Origin of the sequence: Paracidovorax citrulli (genome assembly GCF_900100305.1) — a bacterium.
GTDB classification, from domain to species: domain Bacteria; phylum Pseudomonadota; class Gammaproteobacteria; order Burkholderiales; family Burkholderiaceae_C; genus Paracidovorax; species Paracidovorax citrulli.
Genome location: NZ_FNEY01000042.1, coordinates 14,276 through 33,318, shown reverse-complemented (window position 1 = coordinate 33,318; position 19,043 = coordinate 14,276). Strand labels below are relative to the sequence as shown.

General features: G+C 70.0%; 15 protein-coding genes and 3 pseudogenes. 14 read left to right on the top strand and 4 right to left on the bottom strand.

The window, feature by feature from the left end:
• On the top strand, positions 1 to 394 hold a 394-nt coding region (locus BLR99_RS20445), incomplete at its 5' end, for a M20/M25/M40 family metallo-hydrolase (RefSeq protein ID WP_139160191.1).
• Between the two features lie 16 nt (positions 395 to 410).
• Here BLR99_RS20445 and BLR99_RS20440 read toward each other — a convergent pair.
• From BLR99_RS20440 to BLR99_RS23920, 3 genes and pseudogenes are all read right to left on the bottom strand, one after another.
• A complete protein-coding gene (locus BLR99_RS20440) occupies positions 411 to 794 on the bottom strand; it encodes a hypothetical protein (protein ID WP_046060837.1) in 384 nt (127 codons plus the stop codon).
• 3 nt (positions 795 to 797) lie between these two features.
• Entirely contained in the window at positions 798 to 929 is a 132-nt protein-coding gene (locus BLR99_RS23580) for a DUF6402 family protein (RefSeq protein ID WP_233249094.1), read from the bottom strand.
• A pseudogene (locus tag BLR99_RS23920) lies at positions 927 to 1,210 on the bottom strand (DUF6402 family protein); the annotation flags it as partial. The gene BLR99_RS23580 and the pseudogene BLR99_RS23920, both read right to left, overlap by 3 nt.
• Positions 1,211 to 1,475: 265 nt before the next feature.
• On the opposite strand from BLR99_RS23920, the gene BLR99_RS20435 reads away from it, so the two are divergent.
• The 12 genes and pseudogenes from BLR99_RS20435 (at position 1,476) to BLR99_RS20380 (ending at position 14,842) form a co-directional block, all read left to right on the top strand.
• Positions 1,476 to 2,753 carry a C4-dicarboxylate transporter DctA gene (locus BLR99_RS20435; protein WP_011794253.1) on the top strand — a complete coding sequence of 426 codons (1,278 nt, stop codon included), beginning with the start codon at positions 1,476 to 1,478 and terminating at the stop codon, positions 2,751 to 2,753.
• Between the two features lie 101 nt (positions 2,754 to 2,854).
• On the top strand, positions 2,855 to 4,690 hold the full coding sequence (locus BLR99_RS20430) for a methyl-accepting chemotaxis protein (protein ID WP_011794252.1): 1,836 nt from the start codon (positions 2,855 to 2,857) through the stop codon (positions 4,688 to 4,690).
• A gap of 28 nt (positions 4,691 to 4,718) precedes the next feature.
• The gene (locus tag BLR99_RS20425; RefSeq protein ID WP_011794251.1) at positions 4,719 to 5,414 is read left to right on the top strand and encodes a GntR family transcriptional regulator; all 696 of its coding nucleotides are present in this window, start codon (positions 4,719 to 4,721) and stop codon (positions 5,412 to 5,414) included.
• A 148-nt stretch (positions 5,415 to 5,562) separates the two neighbouring features.
• Positions 5,563 to 7,107 carry an NCS1 family nucleobase:cation symporter-1 gene (locus tag BLR99_RS20420; RefSeq protein WP_011794250.1) on the top strand — a complete coding sequence of 515 codons (1,545 nt, stop codon included), beginning with the start codon at positions 5,563 to 5,565 and terminating at the stop codon, positions 7,105 to 7,107.
• Between the two features lie 26 nt (positions 7,108 to 7,133).
• Entirely contained in the window at positions 7,134 to 7,919 is a 786-nt protein-coding gene (locus BLR99_RS20415) for an aspartate/glutamate racemase family protein (protein ID WP_011794249.1), read from the top strand.
• Between the two features lie 79 nt (positions 7,920 to 7,998).
• Positions 7,999 to 8,832, top strand: a complete 834-nt coding sequence (locus tag BLR99_RS20410) for a GntR family transcriptional regulator (RefSeq protein ID WP_074687486.1) — start codon at positions 7,999 to 8,001, stop codon at positions 8,830 to 8,832.
• A gap of 24 nt (positions 8,833 to 8,856) precedes the next feature.
• Positions 8,857 to 9,099 (top strand): annotated as a pseudogene (locus BLR99_RS23915) (purine permease); the annotation flags it as partial.
• Positions 9,100 to 9,251: 152 nt separating this feature from the next.
• Complete coding sequence (locus BLR99_RS20400; protein WP_074687484.1) at positions 9,252 to 11,552, top strand: NADP-dependent malic enzyme; 2,301 nt, start codon at positions 9,252 to 9,254, stop codon at positions 11,550 to 11,552.
• 6 nt (positions 11,553 to 11,558) lie between these two features.
• Positions 11,559 to 11,960 (top strand): annotated as a pseudogene (locus BLR99_RS20395) (nucleoside deaminase); the annotation flags it as partial.
• Between the two features lie 126 nt (positions 11,961 to 12,086).
• Positions 12,087 to 13,127 (top strand): ABC transporter substrate-binding protein, encoded by a 1,041-nt coding sequence (locus BLR99_RS20390; RefSeq protein ID WP_074687488.1) that lies wholly within the window; start codon positions 12,087 to 12,089, stop codon positions 13,125 to 13,127.
• Between the two features lie 117 nt (positions 13,128 to 13,244).
• Complete coding sequence (locus BLR99_RS20385) at positions 13,245 to 14,069, top strand: ABC transporter ATP-binding protein (protein WP_011794244.1); 825 nt, start codon at positions 13,245 to 13,247, stop codon at positions 14,067 to 14,069.
• Positions 14,066 to 14,842 carry an ABC transporter permease gene (locus BLR99_RS20380; RefSeq protein WP_011794243.1) on the top strand — a complete coding sequence of 259 codons (777 nt, stop codon included), beginning with the start codon at positions 14,066 to 14,068 and terminating at the stop codon, positions 14,840 to 14,842. The genes BLR99_RS20385 and BLR99_RS20380 overlap by 4 nt, the downstream gene beginning before the upstream one ends.
• On the opposite strand, the gene BLR99_RS20375 is transcribed toward BLR99_RS20380, so the two are convergent.
• A complete protein-coding gene (locus BLR99_RS20375) occupies positions 14,830 to 17,994 on the bottom strand; it encodes a hypothetical protein (RefSeq protein WP_074687482.1) in 3,165 nt (1,054 codons plus the stop codon). The two genes, BLR99_RS20380 and BLR99_RS20375, sit on opposite strands and share 13 nt — an antisense overlap.
• Positions 17,995 to 18,188: 194 nt before the next feature.
• Here BLR99_RS20375 and BLR99_RS20370 point away from each other — a divergent pair, with 194 nt between their 5' ends.
• Positions 18,189 to 18,968, top strand: coding sequence for an SDR family NAD(P)-dependent oxidoreductase (locus BLR99_RS20370; RefSeq protein ID WP_074687481.1), 780 nt, complete (start codon positions 18,189 to 18,191; stop codon positions 18,966 to 18,968).
• Positions 18,969 to 19,043 lie beyond the last annotated feature (75 nt).

Genomic DNA, 19,043 nt, shown 5'->3' with positions numbered 1-19,043 from the left:
CATGATCCCGGAAGAGAACCCCGTGGAGGTGGAAGCCACCATCCGCCGCGTGATCGACGAGGCCGCCGCCGGCTGCGAAGGCATCCGCGTGGAAGTGCGCCGCCTGCTGCTCGCCAACGCGATGACGCCGCTGGAAGGCAACCGCCCGCTGGTGGACGCGATCCAGCGCCATGCCGAGGCCGTGTTCGGCGAGCGCCCGCCCGCGGTGGGCACGCCGCTCTACACCGATGTGCGGCTCTACGTGGAGCGCGGCATTCCCGGCGTGATCTATGGCGCGGGGCCACGTACGGTGCTCGAATCGCACGCCAAGCGCGCGGACGAGCGTGTGGAGCTCGAGGACCTGCGCCGCGCCACCAAGGTGGTCGCGCGGGCGCTGCACGATCTGCTGGGTTGACAGGGACGGGTTTTGGTCAGGGCATGACAGCGGAGTCGGGCAGCCGCGGACAGTCCGTGCATTCGGGAGGCACGTTCTCGAACACCACATCTCGCCCGACCTGCACCGCATTTACTGGCGGATTCAGCCACCAGTAGATTTCGCCATTAAGCCAGAGATCCACGACGTCGCTTTCGCCCAACAGGGTTTCTGGTTCGATGCGATACAAGCGGATCACATGGGGATATTTCATATCCCAGTGCATGAGCCGCTGCAGCCATGAGGCTTCGTAATAATCGAGCCGGTACACATGCCGCGGGCTATAGTGGCTGCGATCGTACCTTGGGATTGCGGAATACCCGACCACGATCAGCAACGACACCGCAACGGGGGCCCATTTCACCAGCCGTTTTCTATTCATAATTCAACCATCAATTCGCCACTCCATTTTTACAGGGGACGGCAATCGCACCCTGTGCACATTGGACAACACCATGAAGTCGCCGCCCTTCTGGTTTTTCTCGCTCCATTCGCGGAAATGGGCGTTTCGGTCCATCGCTGCACGCACCCTGGCAAAACCAAGCGCCCATTGCATGGTGACCGTGGTGTCATCAAGATGGGCCGAAGGAAGCTGGCTAAGCCGGTACGGGGGCTCACTGAACTTCATTTCCTGGGCATCCGGAGTGGCGCTCCATTGAACCACCGCTCCATCAACGCACTTGCCACAGGCCAGCCCAACCGTGAGCGCATCACACCTGGAATGTCCCGCAGTTGAAAAAGCCGCGTGGAGTGCTTCGGCGCAAGTTTGCGGCTGTCAGGCGAAGGGTTATTGCAAATTCCAGGGAATGGGTGCCCCCTGAAGGTTGTGTCATCCGCTCTACACCGGCATGCGGCATACATTGAGCCGCAGGCAGGCCGCCGCTCCTGCGGTCCGACGCGCGAGCCGGTGCGTGCCCGAACCACCCCCGTTGGCTCAACCGTTTTTTTACCTGAGTGACTCCTAACCAGGGATTACCCGCATCCGGCCCGGCCATTTACTGTCTACATTTTTTGTATGCAAAATTGGCGCACAAGACATCGCGCCCATCCTCGGGGGTTTTCCATGCATTTCCTTTTCCGCACCCTGTTCGGCCGTGTCGTGCTGGCCCTCGTGGCCGGCGTCGCCGTGGGGCTTCTGTGGCCCCAGTGGGCCGTGCAGCTCAAACCCCTGGGCGACGGCTTCATCAAGCTCATCAAGATGCTGATCCCGCTGGTGGTGTTCTGCGTCGTGGTGCACGGCATCGCCGGCACGGGGGACCTGAAGCGCGTGGGCCGCGTGGGCGTCAAGGCGCTGATCTACTTCGAGGTGGTCACCACCATCGCGCTGGCGCTGGGCCTCGTTCTCGCCTTCGTGTTCGAGCCCGGCGTGGGCATGAACGTGGACCCGCGCGGGCTGGACGCCTCGGCGCTGAGTGCCTACACGGACAACGCCAGCAAGCTTTCGGGCGGCGGCTTCAGCGATTTCGCGCTCAAGCTCATTCCCGCCACGGCGGTGAGCGCCTTCTCCAGCGGCGACGTGCTGCAGGTGCTGTTGTTCTCGATCATCTTCGGCTGCGCGCTGGCGCTGGTGGGCGAACGTGGCGCACGCGTGGCCGGGCTCATCGAGGATTTCTCGGTGGTGCTGTTCCGCGCCATGGGCCTCATCATCCAGCTCGCGCCGCTCGGCGTGCTGGGCGCCATCGCCTTCACCGTGGGCAAGTACGGCATCGGCTCGCTCAAGCAGCTCGGCATGCTGGTGGGGCTGTTCTACATCGCCGTGGCGCTGTTCGTGGTGGTCGTGCTCGGGCTCATCATGCGCGTCTCGGGCTTCAGCCTGTTCAAGCTGCTGCGCTACCTGCGCGAAGAGCTGGCCGTGGTGTTCGCCACCACCTCGTCCGACAGCGTGCTGCCGCAGATCATGGCCAAGCTCAAGCACATGGGCGTGCGCGACTCCACCGTGGGCCTGGTGATCCCCACCGGCTACTCGTTCAACCTGGACGCGTTCTCCATCTACATCACGCTCGCGGCCGTGTTCATCGCCCAGGCGACCAACACGCCGATCAGCATGGCCGACCTGCTGACCATCCTCGCGATCTCGCTCGTCACCTCCAAGGGCGCGCACGGCGTGCCGGGCTCGGCCATCGTGGTGCTGGCCGCCACGCTGCACGCGATCCCGGCCATTCCGGCCATCGGCCTGGTACTGGTGCTCTCGGTGGACTGGTTCATGGGCATCGCCCGCGCGCTGGGCAATCTCGTGGGCAATTGCGTAGCCACCGTGGCGATTGCCGCGTGGGAAGGCGATATCGACCGGGAGCGCGCCCGGGCCGTGCTCGACGGCCAGGATGTGCCTCCCGTGGCCTGAACTGCCGGGCCGCTTTTTTGCAACAGCAACGCGTTTTACGTAAACAAAAGAAACCTTATGCGGTGTAATCAAGGCGCTTTCCCCGTCCGAAGGTTTCCCCCATGCTCCAGACACTGCGCTCCAAGATCCTTTTCATCAGCACCGCCACGGTCGTGTGCGCGCTGGCGGTCACCGGGGCCGCCACGTACACCATCACCCGGGCGAGCACGTTCGAGACCATCGAGCAGGACCTGAACGCGATCGCCGCCGGCAACGCCATGGCGGTGGACCAGTGGGTGGCCTCCAAGGGCACCGCCGTGGAGGCGACGGCGGCGGCCATCGAGCACGGCGACCCGCAGGGCTACGTGCCGCTGATGGGCAAGGCCAACGGCTTCCCCATCACCACCGTGGGCTGGGAAGACAAGACCTTCTTCTCCACCACCAAGACCGCCCCGGGCTACGACCCCACGGCACGCCCCTGGTACAAGACCGCGGTGCAGGCCGGCAAGCTGGCCGTCACCAAGCCCTACGGCGACTCGACCACCGGCGTGCCCTACGTGGCGTTCGTGGCGCCGATGCTGCGCGCCGGCAAGCTCGAGGGTGTGCTGAGCGGCGCGGTGCCGCTCGACGGCGTGCGCGAGGTGGTTGCGGCCATCCGCCCCACGCCCGGCAGCTTCGGTTTCGTGGTCAACAGCGACGGGCAGGTCATCGCGCATGCCGACGCCAAGCTGGCGCTCAAGCCGGTCACCGAGATTTCCGCCGTGCTGACGCCGGCCACCATGGGGTCCATCGCCACGTCGGACAAGCCGCTCGAGGTCGAGATGGACGGCGCCGACAAGCTGCTCAAGGGCCGCCCCGTGCACGGCACGGACTGGACGCTCGTGGTGGCGCTGGACAAGGCCGAGGCCACGGCCGGCCTGCGCAGCGTGCTGCACACCCTGGCCGTCGCGATCGTGCTGCTGGCCCTGGCCGCGGCCGGCGTCGCCGCCCTGCTCACCGCCACCTCCTTCCGCCGCCTCTCGCAGGTGCGCGACGCCATGGACCGCATCGGCTCCGGCGGCGGCGACCTGACCCAGCGCCTGCCCGTGTCCGGCCGCGACGAGGTCGCCCAGATCGCCTCCTCGTTCAATGCCTTCGTCGAACAGATCGGCACGGTGCTCAAGGATGTGCGCCACGGCGTGGAATCGATGAAGACGGCCACGGACGAGATCCGTGCCGGCAACCAGGACCTCTCCAACCGCACCGAGGGCTCGGCGAGCGCGCTGCAGGAAACCTCCGCGTCGCTGTCGCAGCTCACCGTCACCCTGCAGCAGTCGGCCGAATCCGCCGCGCAGGCCACGCGCCTGGCGAACTCGGCGAGCGCCTCCGCCCTCAAGGGCGGCGAGGTGGTGGCCAGCGCCGTCCACACCATGGACGACATCTCCAAGGCCTCGTCCAAGATCGGCGAGATCATCGGCGTGATCGACTCCATCGCATTCCAGACCAACATCCTGGCGCTGAACGCGGCCGTGGAGGCCGCCCGCGCGGGCGAGCAGGGCCGCGGCTTCGCCGTCGTGGCCGGCGAGGTGCGCAGCCTGGCGCAGCGCAGCGCGGAGGCCGCCAAGGAAATCAAGTCGCTGATCGACGCCTCGGGCGCCAGCGTGCTCACCGGAACCGAGCGTGTGCGCGCGGCCGGCGAGACCATGGGCGAGATCGTGGACGGCATCCAGCGCGTCACGCAGATCATCGGCGAGATCAACGGCTCCATGGCCGAGCAGAGCTCGGGCATCGCGCAGATCAACCAGGCCGTGGCCGAGATGGACCGCGCCACGCAGCAGAACGCGGCGCTGGTGGAGGAATCCACCGCCGCCTCCGGCGTGCTCAACGACCAGGCGCACAACCTGTCGCGCACCGTGGCGGGCTTCACGCTCGACGAGCGCTCCGCGCCGGAGTCCCACGCACTGGCCCTGCCGCGCTGAGCGCGGACGGCCTCCCCCGACGGCACCGATGGGCATCAGCCAGAGCCAGATCGCACAGCAGGTCGTCGAATCCATCCTGGCGCAGAAGCTGGCGCCCGGCGAACGGCTGGGCGAGCAGGACCTGGCCGACCTGTTCGGCGTCAGCCGCACCATGGTGCGGGAAGCGCTGATGCAACTGCAGGCCCGCGGTTTCGTCGAGGTGCGCGCGCGGCGCGGCTGGTACGTGGTGGAGCCGTCGGTGGAGGATGCGCGCGACGCCTTCTCCGCGCGCCGCATCATCGAATCCGGCATCCTGGCCGACGCCGGCCGGCCGCTGCAGCAGACCGTGGTGCCGCGCCTGCGCGCGCACATCGACGAGGAGCGGCGCGCGATCGAAGGCGCGGATGCCGCGACGCGCGCCTTCCTGCTGGCCGATTTCCACGTCTGCCTGGCCGAGGCGCTGGGCCACCGCACGCTCAGCGACCTGCTGCGCGACCTCACGGCCCGCACCACGCTGGCCGCGTCGCTCTACCAGTCGCAGCACGGCGCCAGCCAGTCCTGCGCGGAACACGCGGCCATCGTCGAGGCACTGGAATCCGGCGACACCGCCCTGGCCCGGGAGCGCATGCTGGCGCACATCGGCCACGTGGAGGACGCGCTCGACCCGGACCAGCCCCTGGTGCGCGACCGGCTGCGCGAATCGCTCGCCCCCCTGTCCGCGGCGGCCCGGCCCGCGGCGGACTGAACGCCCCGCCTGTCTCCTGCACCTTGCACCGCCCGTTGGCAAGCGGGTAAGCACCGAGCCGCACGGGCGCTCCTGGCCTTTGAATGCATCCATTTTTTGTATACAAATTCGCATGCATTCTGGGAAGCCAACACAAGGAGACAGCCCCATGCAATCCGCCACCAGCCCGGCGGGCACCGCAGGCCACGCCGCGATCGCCCAGCCCGCCACGTCCACGTCCACGTCCACGTCCACGCCTGCGCCCGCCGCCCCGGCCTCGCCCCACGCCGGCAATGCGCTCATCAAGCCCGGCTACGACCCGCGCCTCACCAACGAGGACCTCGCCCCGCTCAGGAAACAGACCTGGGGCCAGTACAACATCTTCGCGTTCTGGATGTCCGACGTGCACAGCGTGGGCGGCTATGTCACCGCCGGCAGCCTGTTCGCGCTGGGGCTGTCCAGCTGGCACGTGCTGGCCGCGCTGCTGATCGGCATCGTCATCGTGCAGATCTTCTGCAACCTGGTGGCCAAGCCCAGCCAGGTGACGGGCGTGCCCTACCCCGTGATCTGCCGCGCCTCGTTCGGCGTGCTGGGCGCCAACATCCCGGCCATCATCCGCGGGCTGATCGCGGTGGCCTGGTACGGCATCCAGACCTACCTGGCCTCCAGCGCCTTCATGATCCTGGCGCTGCATTTCTACCCCTCGCTCGACGCCTATGCCGATGTCACGCGGCACGGCTTCGCGGGCCTGTCCACGCTGGGCTGGGTGTCGTTCATGGTCATGTGGGTGCTGCAGGCGCTGGTGTTCTGGCACGGCATGGAGGCCATCCGCCGCTTCATCGACTGGGCCGGCCCGGGCGTCTATGTGGTGATGGCCATCCTCTGCGGCTGGCTGGTCTGGAAGGCCGGCTGGAAGAACATCAACCTGAACCTGGGCGGCGTGCGCTTCCAGGGCTGGGACGCGGTGCCGGTGATGCTCTCGGCCATCGCGCTGGTGGTGAGCTACTTCAGCGGCCCGATGCTCAACTTCGGCGACTTCTCCCGCTACGGTAAGAGCTTCGACGCGGTGAAGAAGGGCAATTTCTGGGGCCTGCCGGTCAACTTCGTGTTCTTCTCGCTGCTCACCGTGGTCACCACCGCCGCCACGCTGCCCGTGTTCGGCGAACTCATCACCGACCCGGTCCACACCGTGGGCCGCATCGACTCCACCACCGCCGTGGTGCTGGGCGCGCTCACCTTCATGATCGCCACCGTGGGCATCAACATCGTGGCCAACTTCGTGTCGCCGGCGTTCGACTTCTCCAACGTGGCGCCGCAGCACATCAGCTGGCGCACGGGCGGCATGATCGCCGCCGTGGGCTCGATCTTCATCACGCCCTGGAACCTCTACAACAACCCGCAGGTCATCCACTACACGCTGGACATCCTGGGCTCGTTCATCGGCCCGCTGTTCGGCATCCTGATCGCCGACTACTACTTCGTGCGCCGCCAACAGGTGGCGGTCGATGACCTCTACACCATGCAGCCCGAGGGGCGCTACTGGTACCGGGGCGGCTACAACCCCCGCGCCGTGATGACCATGGTGCCCGCCGCGCTGGTGCCCATCCTGTGCGTGGTCGTGCCGAGCTGGCGCGGCGCCGCCAACTATGCCTGGTTCATCGGCATGGGCCTGGGGCTGGTCATCTACCTCGCACTGAACCGCAAGCAGAACTGAAACCGAAGAAGGAACGGGCAACGCCCATGCGTATCAAGATCATCAATCCCAACACCACCTGGAGCATGACCGAGAAGATCGGGGCCTGCGCGCGCGCCGTGGCGCGGCCGGGCACCGAGGTCATCGCCGTCAGCCCCGCCATGGGCCCGGCATCCATCGAGAGCCACTACGACGAGGCGCTGGCCGTGCCCGGCCTGCTGCAGGAGATCGCCCGCGGCGAGGAGGGCGGCGTCGATGGCTACGTGATCGCCTGCTTCGGCGACCCCGGCCTGAAGGCCGCGCGCGAGCTGGCACGCGGCCCGGTGGTGGGCATCGCCGAGGCCGCGATGCACCTGGCGAGCATGGTGGGATCGCGCTTCTCGGTGGTGACCACGCTGGGCCGCACCATGGGGCAGGCCTGGCACCTGGCCGAGATCTACGGCATGGAGCGTTTCTGCGCCAACGTGCGCGCCTGCGAGCTGCCGGTGCTGGAACTGGAGGTGCCCGGCTCCGGCGCCCGCGAACGCATCACGCAAGAGTGCCGGCGCGCGCTGGCCGAGGACGGCTGCGACACCATCGTGCTGGGCTGCGCCGGCATGGCCGACCTGTGCGAGCACATCGGCGGCGTGCTGGGCGTGCCGGTGATCGACGGCGTGGCCGCCGCCACCACGCTGGTCGAATCGCTGGTGACGCTGCGCCTGGCCACCAGCAAGCACGGCGAGCTGGCCCGGCCGCTGCCCAAGGCCATGGCCGGGGCGCTGGCGGACTTCGCGCTGGGCGCGGCTCCCGCGGTCGCGGCGCCCGCTGCCGCGCCGGCACTGCGGCGCGCCTGATCGCGGCGGGGCCGCGGCCGATGCGCCCCGCGGCGGTGCCTTTGCGCGGGCAGCCACCGCTTGCCGCGACAATCCCGCCATGCCCCGCGCCGCCCAGACTCCTGTTCCCGCTCCAGCCTCCCCGCCCACGCCCCACCGCGCATCCACCGCCGCCCCCGCACCGGCACGCAAGGCGCGTGCGCCCCGGCCCCCCGCACCGGCGCAGCGCGCGGACGCGCCCGCCGCCCCGGAGGCCGCGCAGGTCTCCATCGAAGGCATCGCGCGCGACCTGGCGACCGCGATCGTCGAGAAACGCCTGCCACCCGGCACCTGGCTGCGCGAGGAAGCGCTGGGGCGCATCTACTCCGTGAGCCGCACCAAGGTGCGCGCCGCGCTGGTCATGCTGGCCAAGGACCGGCTGATCGAGACCATTCCCGACAAGGGCTCGTTCGTGAGCCGGCCCAGCGTGCAGGAGGCGCGCGAGGTCTTCGCCGTGCGCCGCATCCTGGAGAGCGAGGTCGTGCGGCTGTTCGTGGCCCGTGCGAAGCGGGCCGACTACCAGTTGCTGGAGCAGCACATCCGCTTCGAGCGCACGGCGCTCAAGGCCGGCCCCGCCACCGGCAGCGTGCAGGAAAAGCTGCTGGGCGACTTCCACGTCGCGCTGGCCGAGGCGGCGGGCAACCACACGCTGGCCCGGCTGGTCCAGGAGATGGTGGCGCGCAGCTCGCTCATCGCGATGCTCTACCACTCGTCCAACGACGCGCACTGCTCCTCCGGGGAGCATGCCGAGTTCCTGCGCGTGTGCCGCGGCGGCGATGCCGAGGCGGCGGTCGCCTGCATGGTGGACCACCTCGACCGCATCGAGGCCAGCCTGGAGCTGGACAGCGAACGCGCCGACCGGCAACTGGACCTGGTCAAGGCCCTGCTGTCCTGACCCTCGCGAGACATCCGTGGCCCGTCCGCGTGGGTCGAATCGCTGCCCACCGTGGGTGCGGTGGCGGCCACCGGCATCCGCATCCCGGGCGCGGTGATTTCGGCGTCCCGCATCCGCCAGTGGATGCCGCACGCCGTCCACCCGCCGATCGAATCCGGTATCCTGCTGGCCTCGATCACCGCCGTGCTCCTGAATGTCTTCTTCGATGGCACCAGCCGCGACACCTCCGCGGCCGTGGATGCCGCCCGGCAGGCCGAAGCGCACTGAGCCCGGCCTGCCCCGGCACCGCCCCGCTCCGCATCCGGCGCGGGCATTCGGACCCCATGCACATATCGCATGGGTCCAGCACTCCCCTGGCGCGGGCCCGGCGGTTAAGCTCGACAGGCATCGCCCCTGCGCCTTTTTTCCGGAACTCCCGTATGACCAAGCCACTGTCCGCCGCGGAAGCGGCACTGCGCGAAGCAGCGCTCGAATACCACCGCAACCCCAGCCGCGGCAAGATCTCCGTCACGCCGACCAAGCCCCTGTCCAACCAGCGCGACCTCTCCCTGGCCTACTCGCCCGGCGTGGCCTATCCGTGCCTGGACATCCAGGCCGACCCGTCCCTGGCGGCCGAGTACACCTCCCGGGGCAACCTCGTGGGCGTGATCACCAACGGCACGGCGGTGCTGGGCCTGGGCGACATCGGCCCGCTGGCCGGCAAGCCGGTGATGGAAGGCAAGGGGTGCCTGTTCAAGAAGTTCGCGGGTGTCGATGTGTTCGACATCGAGCTGGCCGAGCGCGACCCGGACAAGATCATCGACATCGTCGCGGCGCTGGAGCCCACGCTGGGCGGCATCAACCTGGAAGACATCAAGGCGCCGGAGTGCTTCTACATCGAGCGCGAACTCTCCAGGCGCATGAACATCCCGGTGTTCCATGACGACCAGCACGGCACGGCCATCATCTCCAGCGCCGCCCTGCTCAACGGGCTGGAACTGGTGGGCAAGGACATCGGCGCCGTGAAGGTGGCCGTCTCCGGCGCCGGCGCCGCCGCCATCGCCTGCCTGGACGTCATGGTCGGCCTGGGTGTCAAGCGCGAGAACATCTTCGTGTGCGACTCCAAGGGCGTGATCTACGAAGGCCGCGGCCCGCTGGACGAATCCAAGGCCCGCTACGCCCAGAAGACGGAGGCCCGGACCCTGGCCGACGTGGTCAACGGCGCCGACGTGTTCCTGGGCTGCTCCACCGCCGGCACGCTCACGGCGGACATGGTCAAGACCATGGCGGACAAGCCCATCATCCTGGCGCTGGCCAACCCGGAACCCGAGATCCGGCCCGAACTGGCCAAGGCCGTGCGCCCGGACTGCATCATCGCCACGGGCCGTTCGGACTACCCGAACCAGGTCAACAACGTGCTGTGCTTCCCCTACATCTTCCGCGGCGCGCTCGATTGCGGCGCCACGAAGATCACGCAGGAGATGAAGCTCGCCTGCGTGCGCGAGATCGCCGACCTCGCCAAGGCCGAGATGAGCGACGAGGTGGCCGCAGCCTACGCGGGCCAGGACCTCTCCTTCGGCCCGGACTACCTCATCCCCACGCCGTTCGACGTGCGCCTGATCCTGCGCATCGCGCCCGCCGTGGCGCGCGCGGCCGAGGCATCGGGCGTGGCCACCCGCCCGATCCAGGACTACGACGCCTACCGCGACAGCCTCACGCGCTTCGTGTACCAGACCAGCATGTTCATGCGCCCGGTCTTCACCGCCGCCAAGGCCAGCCTGCAGCGCGTGGCCTATGCCGAGGGCGAGGACGAACGCGTGCTGCGCGCCGCGCAGGTGGCCGTGGACGACGGTCTCGCCCGCCCCATCCTGATCGGCCGACCCGCCGTGATCGAGATGCGGATCAAGAAGGCCGGCCTGCGCATCCAGCTCGGCAAGGACGTGGAGGTCTGCGACCCCGAGGACGATCCGCGCTTCCGCCAGTACTGGGAGGCCTACCACCGCCTGATGGGCCGCGACGGCATCACGCCCGAGGCCGCCAAGGCCGCCGTGCGCCGCTCCAACACGCTCATCGGCGCGCTGATGGTGCGCCTGGGCGACGCGGACGCGCTGCTGTGCGGCCTGGTCGGCCGCTTCGACCACCACCTGGAGCACGTGCGCACGGTGATCGGCCTCAAGGACGGCGCCGCGGGCCTCGCGACGGTGAATGCCCTCACGCTGGACCAGCACACGCTGTTCATCGCCGACACCTACATCCACGAGGACCCGAGCGCCGAGCAGCTCGCGCACATCGCGCAGATGGCGGCCGAGGAAGTGCAGCGCTTCGGCCTGCCGCCCAAGGTCGCGTTCCTCTCGCACTCCAACTACGGCTCGTCCACGCGCCCCTCGGCCCGCAAGATGCGCGCGGCGCGCGACCTGTTCGCGAAGGCCGCGCCGCACATCGAGAGCGACGGCGAACTGCACGGCGACGCGGCCCTGTCGGAGAAGATCCGCCAGAACGCGCTGGAGGACAGCACGCTCACCGGCTCGGCCAACGTGCTGATCTGCCCGAACCTGGACGCCGCGAACATCCTGTTCAACGTGCTCAAGACCACCGGCAGCCACGGCACGACCATCGGCCCGATCCTGCTGGGCGCCGCCGCCTCGGCCCACGTGCTCACGCCCTCGTCCACCGTGCGCCGCGTGGTGAACATGACGGCACTGGCGGCCGCCAACGCCGTGGCCTCCAAGGCCCAGCGCTGACGCGCCGGGCGCCATCCCTTCGGCGCGCTGCTGGTCGCGCCGGACGGCGACACCGTGCTGGCCGAGCAGTTCGACACGGTGAACCACGCCGAATCCACCCTCGCGCGCGAGGCCGCGGCGCGCTGGCCCGCCGGCATCCTGCGCGGCTGCACCCTTGTCACCACTTTCGAGCCCTGCGCCATGTGCGCCGGCACCATCTACTGGGCCGGCATCGGGCGCGTGCTGTACGGCGCCGAGGAGACGGCCCTGCGCGCCCTCACGGGCGATCATCCCGGGAACCCCACGCTGGACCTGCCCTGTCGCGAGGTGTTCGCGCGCGGCCAGCGCGCGGTGGAGGTGGCCGGCCCGGTCCCCGAACTGCGCGATGCGCTCATCGCCGCGCACCGGGGCTTCTGGGAACGCCGCTGAACTCCCGGCGGGCACGGGCTGCACCATACTGGTGCAATCCGCGTGAGCGATGCCCCAGGGCCGTTGGCGGACAGGCATCGATCTTGCTGATACTCCCGGTATCGATCGACACGAATGGAGACCCCCATGACCAAGCGTTCCTTCCTGCAGTCCGCCGTGCTGCTCGCCGCCGCGGGCCTGCTGACGTCCGCCGCGCAGGCCCAGTCCGGCGCCCCCGCCCCCATCAAGTTCCAGCTCGACTGGCGCTTCGAAGGCCCCTCGGCCTTCTTCCTGCTGCCCGCGGCCAAGGGGTATTTCAAGGAGGCGGGCCTGAACGTGGCGGTGGATGCCGGCAACGGCTCGGGCGCCGCCGTGCAGCGCGTGGCCTCGGGCTCTTACGACATCGGCTTCGCGGACCTGGCCGCGGTGATGGAGTTCCACGGCAACAATCCCGACGCGCAGAACAAGCCCGTGGCCGTGATGATGGTCTACAACAACACGCCCGCCTCCGTCATGGCGCTGAAGAAAAGCGGCATCGCCAAACCCGCGGACCTGAACGGCAGGAAGCTCGGCGCGCCGGTGTTCGACGCCGGGCGCCGCGGCTTCCCGATCTTCGCCAAGGCCAACCAGATCGCCGGCGTGCAATGGACCGCCATGGATCCGCCGCTGCGCGAAACCATGCTCGTGCGCGGCGACGTGGACGCCATCACCGGGTTCACCTTCACCTCGCTGCTGAACCTGGAGGCGCGCGGCGCCAAGGCGTCGGACGTGGTCGTGCTGCCCTATGCCGATTACGGCGTGAAGCTCTACGGCAACGCCATCATCGCGAGCCCGAAGATCCTCAAGGAGAACCCCGAGGCGGTGAAGGCCTTCCTCAAGGCCTTCGCCCGCGGCGCGAAGGAAGTCATCGCCCATCCCGGCGCCGCCATCGCCTACGTGAAGGAACGCGACGGCATCGTGAACACCGCGCTCGAAACCCGCCGGCTGCAACTGGCCATCGACACGGTGGTCAACAGCCCGGATGCGCGCGCCGAAGGATTCGGCCAGGTCAAGCCGCAGCGGCTCGCGCTGATGGCCTCGCAGGTCTCCGACGCCTACAACACCAGGACGCGCGTGGATCCCGCCACCGTATGGAACGGCAGCTTCCTGCCCCCGGCCGCCGAGCTGAACATCCTGCCGAAGAAGTAGGCACTCCGCCCGGCCCGGCAGTCCCGCCCGCCCACGCAGCCGCGTGGAGGGCCGGCGCCCGCCGGTGCCGTACGCCGCCGGACTTCCGGCACCCCCCCCCGTTCCAGGACCTTTCCCATGCAGGCCACCGAAACCTTTTTCGTGGACTTCCGCGACGTCTGGCTCGCCTACAACGAAGAGCTGCTGCGCGCCAACCATTTCGCGGTGGAAGCCATCGACCTGCAGGTGCGGCGCGGCGAGTTCATCGCCATCGTCGGCCCGTCGGGCTGCGGCAAGTCCACCTTCATGAAGCTGGCCACGGGCCTGCGCATGCCCTCCATGGGCAAGATCCGCATCGCCGGCGAGCCGGTGACCGGTCCGCTCAAGATCTCGGGCATGGCCTTCCAGGCGCCTTCGCTGCTGCCCTGGCGCACCACGGTCGCCAACGTGCTGCTGCCGCTGGAGATCGTCGAGCCGCACCGCTCGCAGTTCAAGGCCCGCCGCAGGGAGTACGAGGCGCGCGCCCGTGCCCTGCTCCAGAAGGTGGGCCTGGCCGGCTACGAAGACAAATACCCCTGGCAGCTCTCGGGCGGCATGCAGCAGCGCGCCAGCATCTGCCGCGCGCTCATCCACGAGCCGCAGATGCTGCTGCTCGACGAACCCTTCGGCGCGCTCGACGCGTTCACGCGCGAGGAGCTCTGGTGCATCCTGCGCGACCTGCAGGCCGAGCAGAAATTCAACGTCATCCTCGTCACGCACGACCTGCGCGAGAGCGTGTTCCTGGCCGACACGGTCTATGTGATGAGCAAGAGCCCGGGCCGCTTCGTGGTCCGCCGCGAGATCGACCTGCCGCGCCCGCGCGACCTGGAGCTCACCTACACCAAGGAATTCACCGACATCGTGCTGGAGCTGCGCGGCCACATCGGGGCGCTGCGCAAGGCCGGCGGGGAGATCACGCAATGAACGCACAGCACCGCAAGCGCGTCGAGCGCTGGTCGCCCTGGGTCCTGCTTTTCGCGGTGATCGTGCTCTGGCAGGTCGTCTGCTCGGGCCTGGGCGTCTCGGAATTCATCTTCCCCAGCCCGCTGGCCATCTGGAACCAGCTGGTGGAGTTCAAATGGGTCATCGCGGGCCACGCCTGGCGCACCTTCTGGGTCACCATGGCGGGCTTCGGCATCGCCATCGTGGTGGGCGTGCTGCTGGGCTTCGTGATCGGCTCCTCGCGCCTGGCCTATGCGGCCATCTACCCGCTCATGACCGCCTTCAACGCGCTGCCCAAGGCCGCGTTCGTGCCCATCCTCGTGGTGTGGTTCGGCATCGGCGCGGGGCCGGCCATCCTCACGGCCTTCCTGATCAGCTTCTTCCCGATCATGGTGAACATCGCCACCGGCCTCGCGACCCTGGAGCCGGAGCTGGAGGACGTACTGCGCGTGCTGGGCGCGCGGCGGTGGGACGTGCTCACCAAGGTCGGCCTGCCGCGCTCGCTGCCCTACTTCTACGGCTCGCTCAAGGTCGCCATCACGCTGGCCTTCGTGGGCACCACGGTGAGCGAGATGACCGCCGCCAACGAGGGCATCGGCTACCTGCTCATCTCGGCGGGCTCGTCGATGCAGATGGGCCTGGCCTTCGCGGGCCTGATGGTGGTCGGCGCCATGGCCATGGCCATGTACGAGCTCTTCAGCGTGCTGGAAAAGCACACCACCGGCTGGGCGCGGCGGGGATCTCAGGGTGAGTGACCGTCCGCCCCCGGACCCTCCTGGCGGGTAGGCGGCGGCGCCGGCCGCCGGGCCGGCACGTCGATCCGGTTGTCGATGTGGGACGCCTCGGCCGCCTCCAGGCTGGCCCACTGCACCACCAGGTCGATGCCGCGCGTCTGCTGGACCATGCGGCGCTCGTAGGAGCGCAGCGAATAGGGTTGCACCGCGGCCGGGTCCGTCCACTGGGATTCGATCCGGGCGGCCAGCGCCTGCGCCGCGTCCGGCAGGCCGCCCGGAAGCTGTGTGCAGAGCTGCAGGGCCGAGCGGTAGGCGTCGTCCCGCTGGCGCATGTCGGGCGTCACCGTGGAGCGCGCCGCGAAGCTGTGGATCGGCGCCGCATGCTGCCGCAAGGCCTGCAGCAGCGCGTCCAGCCGGGGCCGCTCGATGCCGGCATTCACCCAGTCCGCGGCCTGCGGCTCCATCGCCTCGAGGAACGCCTCCACGTTCTGGTATTCGGTTTCGACGAACGAGAGCGGATGCAGGCGTCCCGCCTCGTAAACCGCCTCCCGGCGGCGGGACAGGCCGGAGAAGACATGCTCCGCAGCCGCGCCGGCATGGAGCGCCGTGAGCGAGAGGTCCACGCCGCCGGACGCGGCGGTGGCCGACGCGAGCGCCGTACCGAAACCGGCGGAGACCCGCACCGCAGCCCCGGCCTTGTCCAGGTGCCCTTGGATCGAACGCTCGACGCGCATGTGGCCTGTCGCGTCGGCGTAGTGTTTGGTGACATTGCGCTGGGCCTCGACGAATCCGCCGACGCTGCCGCTGAGCTTGGCCCCCCAGCGGCCGGCCGAGGCCGCGGCGTCCACGCCCAGTGCATGGCGCCGCCTGCCGTCACCGGCCCGGCCGATGCGGTTCACCGTGAGTTCGGGAAACGCCTGCAGCAGGCGCTGCAGCAGCGGCGTCCCGTCGCCTGGTTGCGCACCGCCATGGCATCCGTCGAGGAGCGCGTCCACCAGGGCAGAGAACTCGGCCCGCAACTCCGCAACGGGCCGGCCGACGCGCGGCAGGCGCAGGGATATGCCACGCATGTCGGCACGCTCGCTGCCGTAGAGCAGGGTGTCCACGTTGACGCCTGCCCTGGCGAGGCCGATATCCGGCCCCACGAAGGCGCCGACGCCCACCTGCCGGGCCGCCTGGCGCTGGGTGCCCAGCACGATCTCCATGTCGTAGGGCGGCATCGCGATCTCGAAGACGGCCTGCCGGCCGCGCTGTACCCTGCCGTCGATCCGGCCGCGCAGGAAGAAAGCGCTCGCGATGGCGCTGACCGACGACGTGATCTGCCGCAACCCCACCCCCACCAGGCCCCCGCTGCTCAAGCGCAGGCGGCTCGATCCTTCGACGCGGGCGATGATCTCCTTGAGCGCCGCGCGCACGGTTTCGCGATCGACCACCGGCACGCGGGTATCGCGCCCCACGGCTTCCTCGCGCGCCCGCGCCAGCGCAGCGGCGGCGGCACGCAGGTCCTCCGGTCCGTCCCGGGCCGGCGGCGTGGCGGCGCCCGCCACCGCACGGGCCTCGCCGAGCCACCGCGCCATGGTCCGGTCGTCGAAGCGCAGCGCGGCCAGCGCCTGCAGCGCGGGCGCGCCGGCCAGCCGGTGGGCCAGGCCGGCCCGCCCGTCCGCGTCCAGGCCCGGCGACAGCATGGCGGCCAGGCGCTCGGCGATGTCGGCGCGGGCCGCCGCGTCGAAGCCCTCCCGTTCGAGCGGCTCCGGTGCCGGGGTCTGCAGGCAATGCGCCAGGACGGCGGCCCGCAGCAGCGCTTCGGGCACCTGCCCGGGGCCCGGCGTGCGCATGCACGGGGCCGCGTCGGCCAGATGCGCCTGCAGGCCCGCGGCGGCCTCGCGCAGCGCGGCTTCGCGGGCCCGGCGGTGGCGCGCGATGGCAGGCCCGCGCTCCACGCCCTGCGTGCCATGCCGCAAGGCCGTGAAAGGCGTCTTGCCGGCCAGGGGGTTGCGCAGCAGCCTGCCCTGCTGCGGCGCGGCCCGCTCGATCCAGCGCCCGGTTTTCACGAGGCGCGCGTCGATCGCGGCAAAGTCCGACCCGGGTCCGGTGTCGAACAGGTCGTTGCGCACCGCCGCCAGCGCCCACCGGTGGGGCTGGGCCGCCTGCGTATCGCCGGCCATCCTGGCGGCGGCGCAGGCGATCGCACGGCCCGGCAGGCAGTCCCGTGCCCCGGCCCGGGCCAGCATCGCGGCGGGGTCCGCTCCCCCGGCCAGGCCCTCGGAGGTTTCCGGCAAGGCGGACGCTGCCTTCAGCAACAGCGCGAAATCCTGCCGCAGCGCAGACTCCACCGGAACGGCGACCACGGCCTGCAGCACGTCCTGCCCCATGGGCGTGGCGGCCAGTGCCGCGGCCGTCCGCCACGCCGCCCGCCTGGCAGCGACAGCGCGGGCCGTCCCGTCCGCTTCCGCGCCGGCGGACGAGTGCAGCGGGGTGGAGAGGTCCGGACCATCGGACTCCAGGGAAGGCCGGGCCGTCCCGTATTCCGATCCATCTTCGCTGCCCTCCAGGGATGCCGCGGGTGTTCCATAGACCGATCCGGCATCGCCTTCGGAAGCGCCGGCCCGCCGCTGCCGCCAGGCCGCCACCACCTCCCGGGCCGGGTCCATCTCCTGCAGCACGGCGAGCGCGTCCAGGGCCGTGGTGGCGTCTCCCCCGGTGGCCGCGGCGATCGCCTGGGCCAGCAGCACGCGCGGCGCCCCGGGCAGGCCGGGGATCGGCGCCATGCGCGAGACATCCACCTGCGACAGGGCGCCGGCAAGGTCCGCCGCCGCGCCGAAGCGGCGGTCCGTTCGGCCGAACAGCGAACGGACGCACCGGGCCATATCGGGCTGCGCCTGCCCCATCGCATCGAGCAGGGCATGGGACGCCGGGCCGCCTACGCTGCCGGCGCGTGCCGAGCCGCGCGGCGCGACCGCCGGGCCACCGCCCGCGGCAGAGGCCGGCAGCGCGCCGCGCGGAGGGCGGGCCGAGTCCGCCCGCGGCTGGCGCCGCGGCCGGTGGGCCGGTGCATCCAGCGGCCGCACGGCGGTGCTGGCCAGCGGCGGCACCTGCTGTGCCTGGCCCGTCGGCGTGTCGAAGGCCACGCGGGAAATGCCGAAGCAGCGGGAAAGTTTGCCGAGCAGGGACATGGACCCCATCCTGCCGGCCCGCCACCGCCATGCACATCGTTCCCGCGAAGCAACCCGCGGAAACCCGACCCCGCAGCGCGCGCACGATGGCAGCACGTATCCCACCCGCGGGAGGGCCGCCGGACTACGCGCAGGCCTTTCCGCCCTCCCTACAGTGGCGGGATATCCACCGGTTCTTCAGGAAAGGCAACCCCATGGTCCAAGGACGCCTCGCAGGCCGCAAGGCCCTCGTCACCGGCAGCACACAGGGCATCGGCGCCGCCATCGCGCTGCGGCTCGCGCAGGACGGTGCGGACGTCGTTCTCAACGGGCGCGATCCCGATGGTGCGCCCGGCGGGCTCATCGAGTGCATCGCCGCGCTCGGGTGCCGCGCGGTGTACGTGGCCGCGGACCTGAGCAGCGGCGCGGCCGAAGCGGGCCGGCTGGTGGACGAGGCCGCGCAGGCGCTCGGCGGGCTGGACATCCTGGTGAACAATGCGGGCGTGGAACGTCGCGCCGATTTCTGGGACGTGACCGAGGAAGACTACGACCTCGTGATGGACACCAACGTGAAGGGCCTGTTCTTCGCCACGCAGGCCTTCGTGCGGCACCTGCGCGCGCGCAAGGACGAGGGCGCCATCGTCAACATCAGTTCGGTGCACGAGGAGATCGCCTTCCCGCATTTCGCTTCGTACTGCGCGAGCAAGGGCGCGCTGCGCATGCTGGCGCGCAACCTCGCGAGCGAACTCGCCCCGCTGGGCATCCGCGTCAACAACGTCGCGCCGGGTGCCATCGCCACCCCGATCAACGCACAACTGATGGACAACCCGGAGCAGTTGCGCGCGCTCAATGCGCAGATCCCCCTGGGCCGCATAGGCCAGCCCGAGGACGTGGCCGGCCTGGTGGCCTTCCTGTCGGGAGACGAGGCGCGCTACATCACGGGCGGCACCCACTTCGTGGACGGTGGCCTGACCTACCACTACACCGAGCAATAGGCGCCACGAGGCGGGGCCGCCGCGGCACGGAGCCGGGCGACACCCGCGCGGGGCTGGGGTGGAGGGCGCCCTGGC

Coding starts and splice junctions, on each gene's coding strand:
- BLR99_RS20440 (WP_046060837.1), bottom strand. CDS start 794: ATGAATAGAAAACGGCTGGTGAAATGGGCCCCCGTTGCGGTGTCGTTG.
- BLR99_RS23580 (WP_233249094.1), bottom strand. CDS start 929: ATGGACCGAAACGCCCATTTCCGCGAATGGAGCGAGAAAAACCAGAAG.
- BLR99_RS20435 (WP_011794253.1), top strand. CDS start 1,476: ATGCATTTCCTTTTCCGCACCCTGTTCGGCCGTGTCGTGCTGGCCCTC.
- BLR99_RS20430 (WP_011794252.1), top strand. CDS start 2,855: ATGCTCCAGACACTGCGCTCCAAGATCCTTTTCATCAGCACCGCCACG.
- BLR99_RS20425 (WP_011794251.1), top strand. CDS start 4,719: ATGGGCATCAGCCAGAGCCAGATCGCACAGCAGGTCGTCGAATCCATC.
- BLR99_RS20420 (WP_011794250.1), top strand. CDS start 5,563: ATGCAATCCGCCACCAGCCCGGCGGGCACCGCAGGCCACGCCGCGATC.
- BLR99_RS20415 (WP_011794249.1), top strand. CDS start 7,134: ATGCGTATCAAGATCATCAATCCCAACACCACCTGGAGCATGACCGAG.
- BLR99_RS20410 (WP_074687486.1), top strand. CDS start 7,999: ATGCCCCGCGCCGCCCAGACTCCTGTTCCCGCTCCAGCCTCCCCGCCC.
- BLR99_RS20400 (WP_074687484.1), top strand. CDS start 9,252: ATGACCAAGCCACTGTCCGCCGCGGAAGCGGCACTGCGCGAAGCAGCG.
- BLR99_RS20390 (WP_074687488.1), top strand. CDS start 12,087: ATGACCAAGCGTTCCTTCCTGCAGTCCGCCGTGCTGCTCGCCGCCGCG.
- BLR99_RS20385 (WP_011794244.1), top strand. CDS start 13,245: ATGCAGGCCACCGAAACCTTTTTCGTGGACTTCCGCGACGTCTGGCTC.
- BLR99_RS20380 (WP_011794243.1), top strand. CDS start 14,066: ATGAACGCACAGCACCGCAAGCGCGTCGAGCGCTGGTCGCCCTGGGTC.
- BLR99_RS20375 (WP_074687482.1), bottom strand. CDS start 17,994: ATGTCCCTGCTCGGCAAACTTTCCCGCTGCTTCGGCATTTCCCGCGTG.
- BLR99_RS20370 (WP_074687481.1), top strand. CDS start 18,189: ATGGTCCAAGGACGCCTCGCAGGCCGCAAGGCCCTCGTCACCGGCAGC.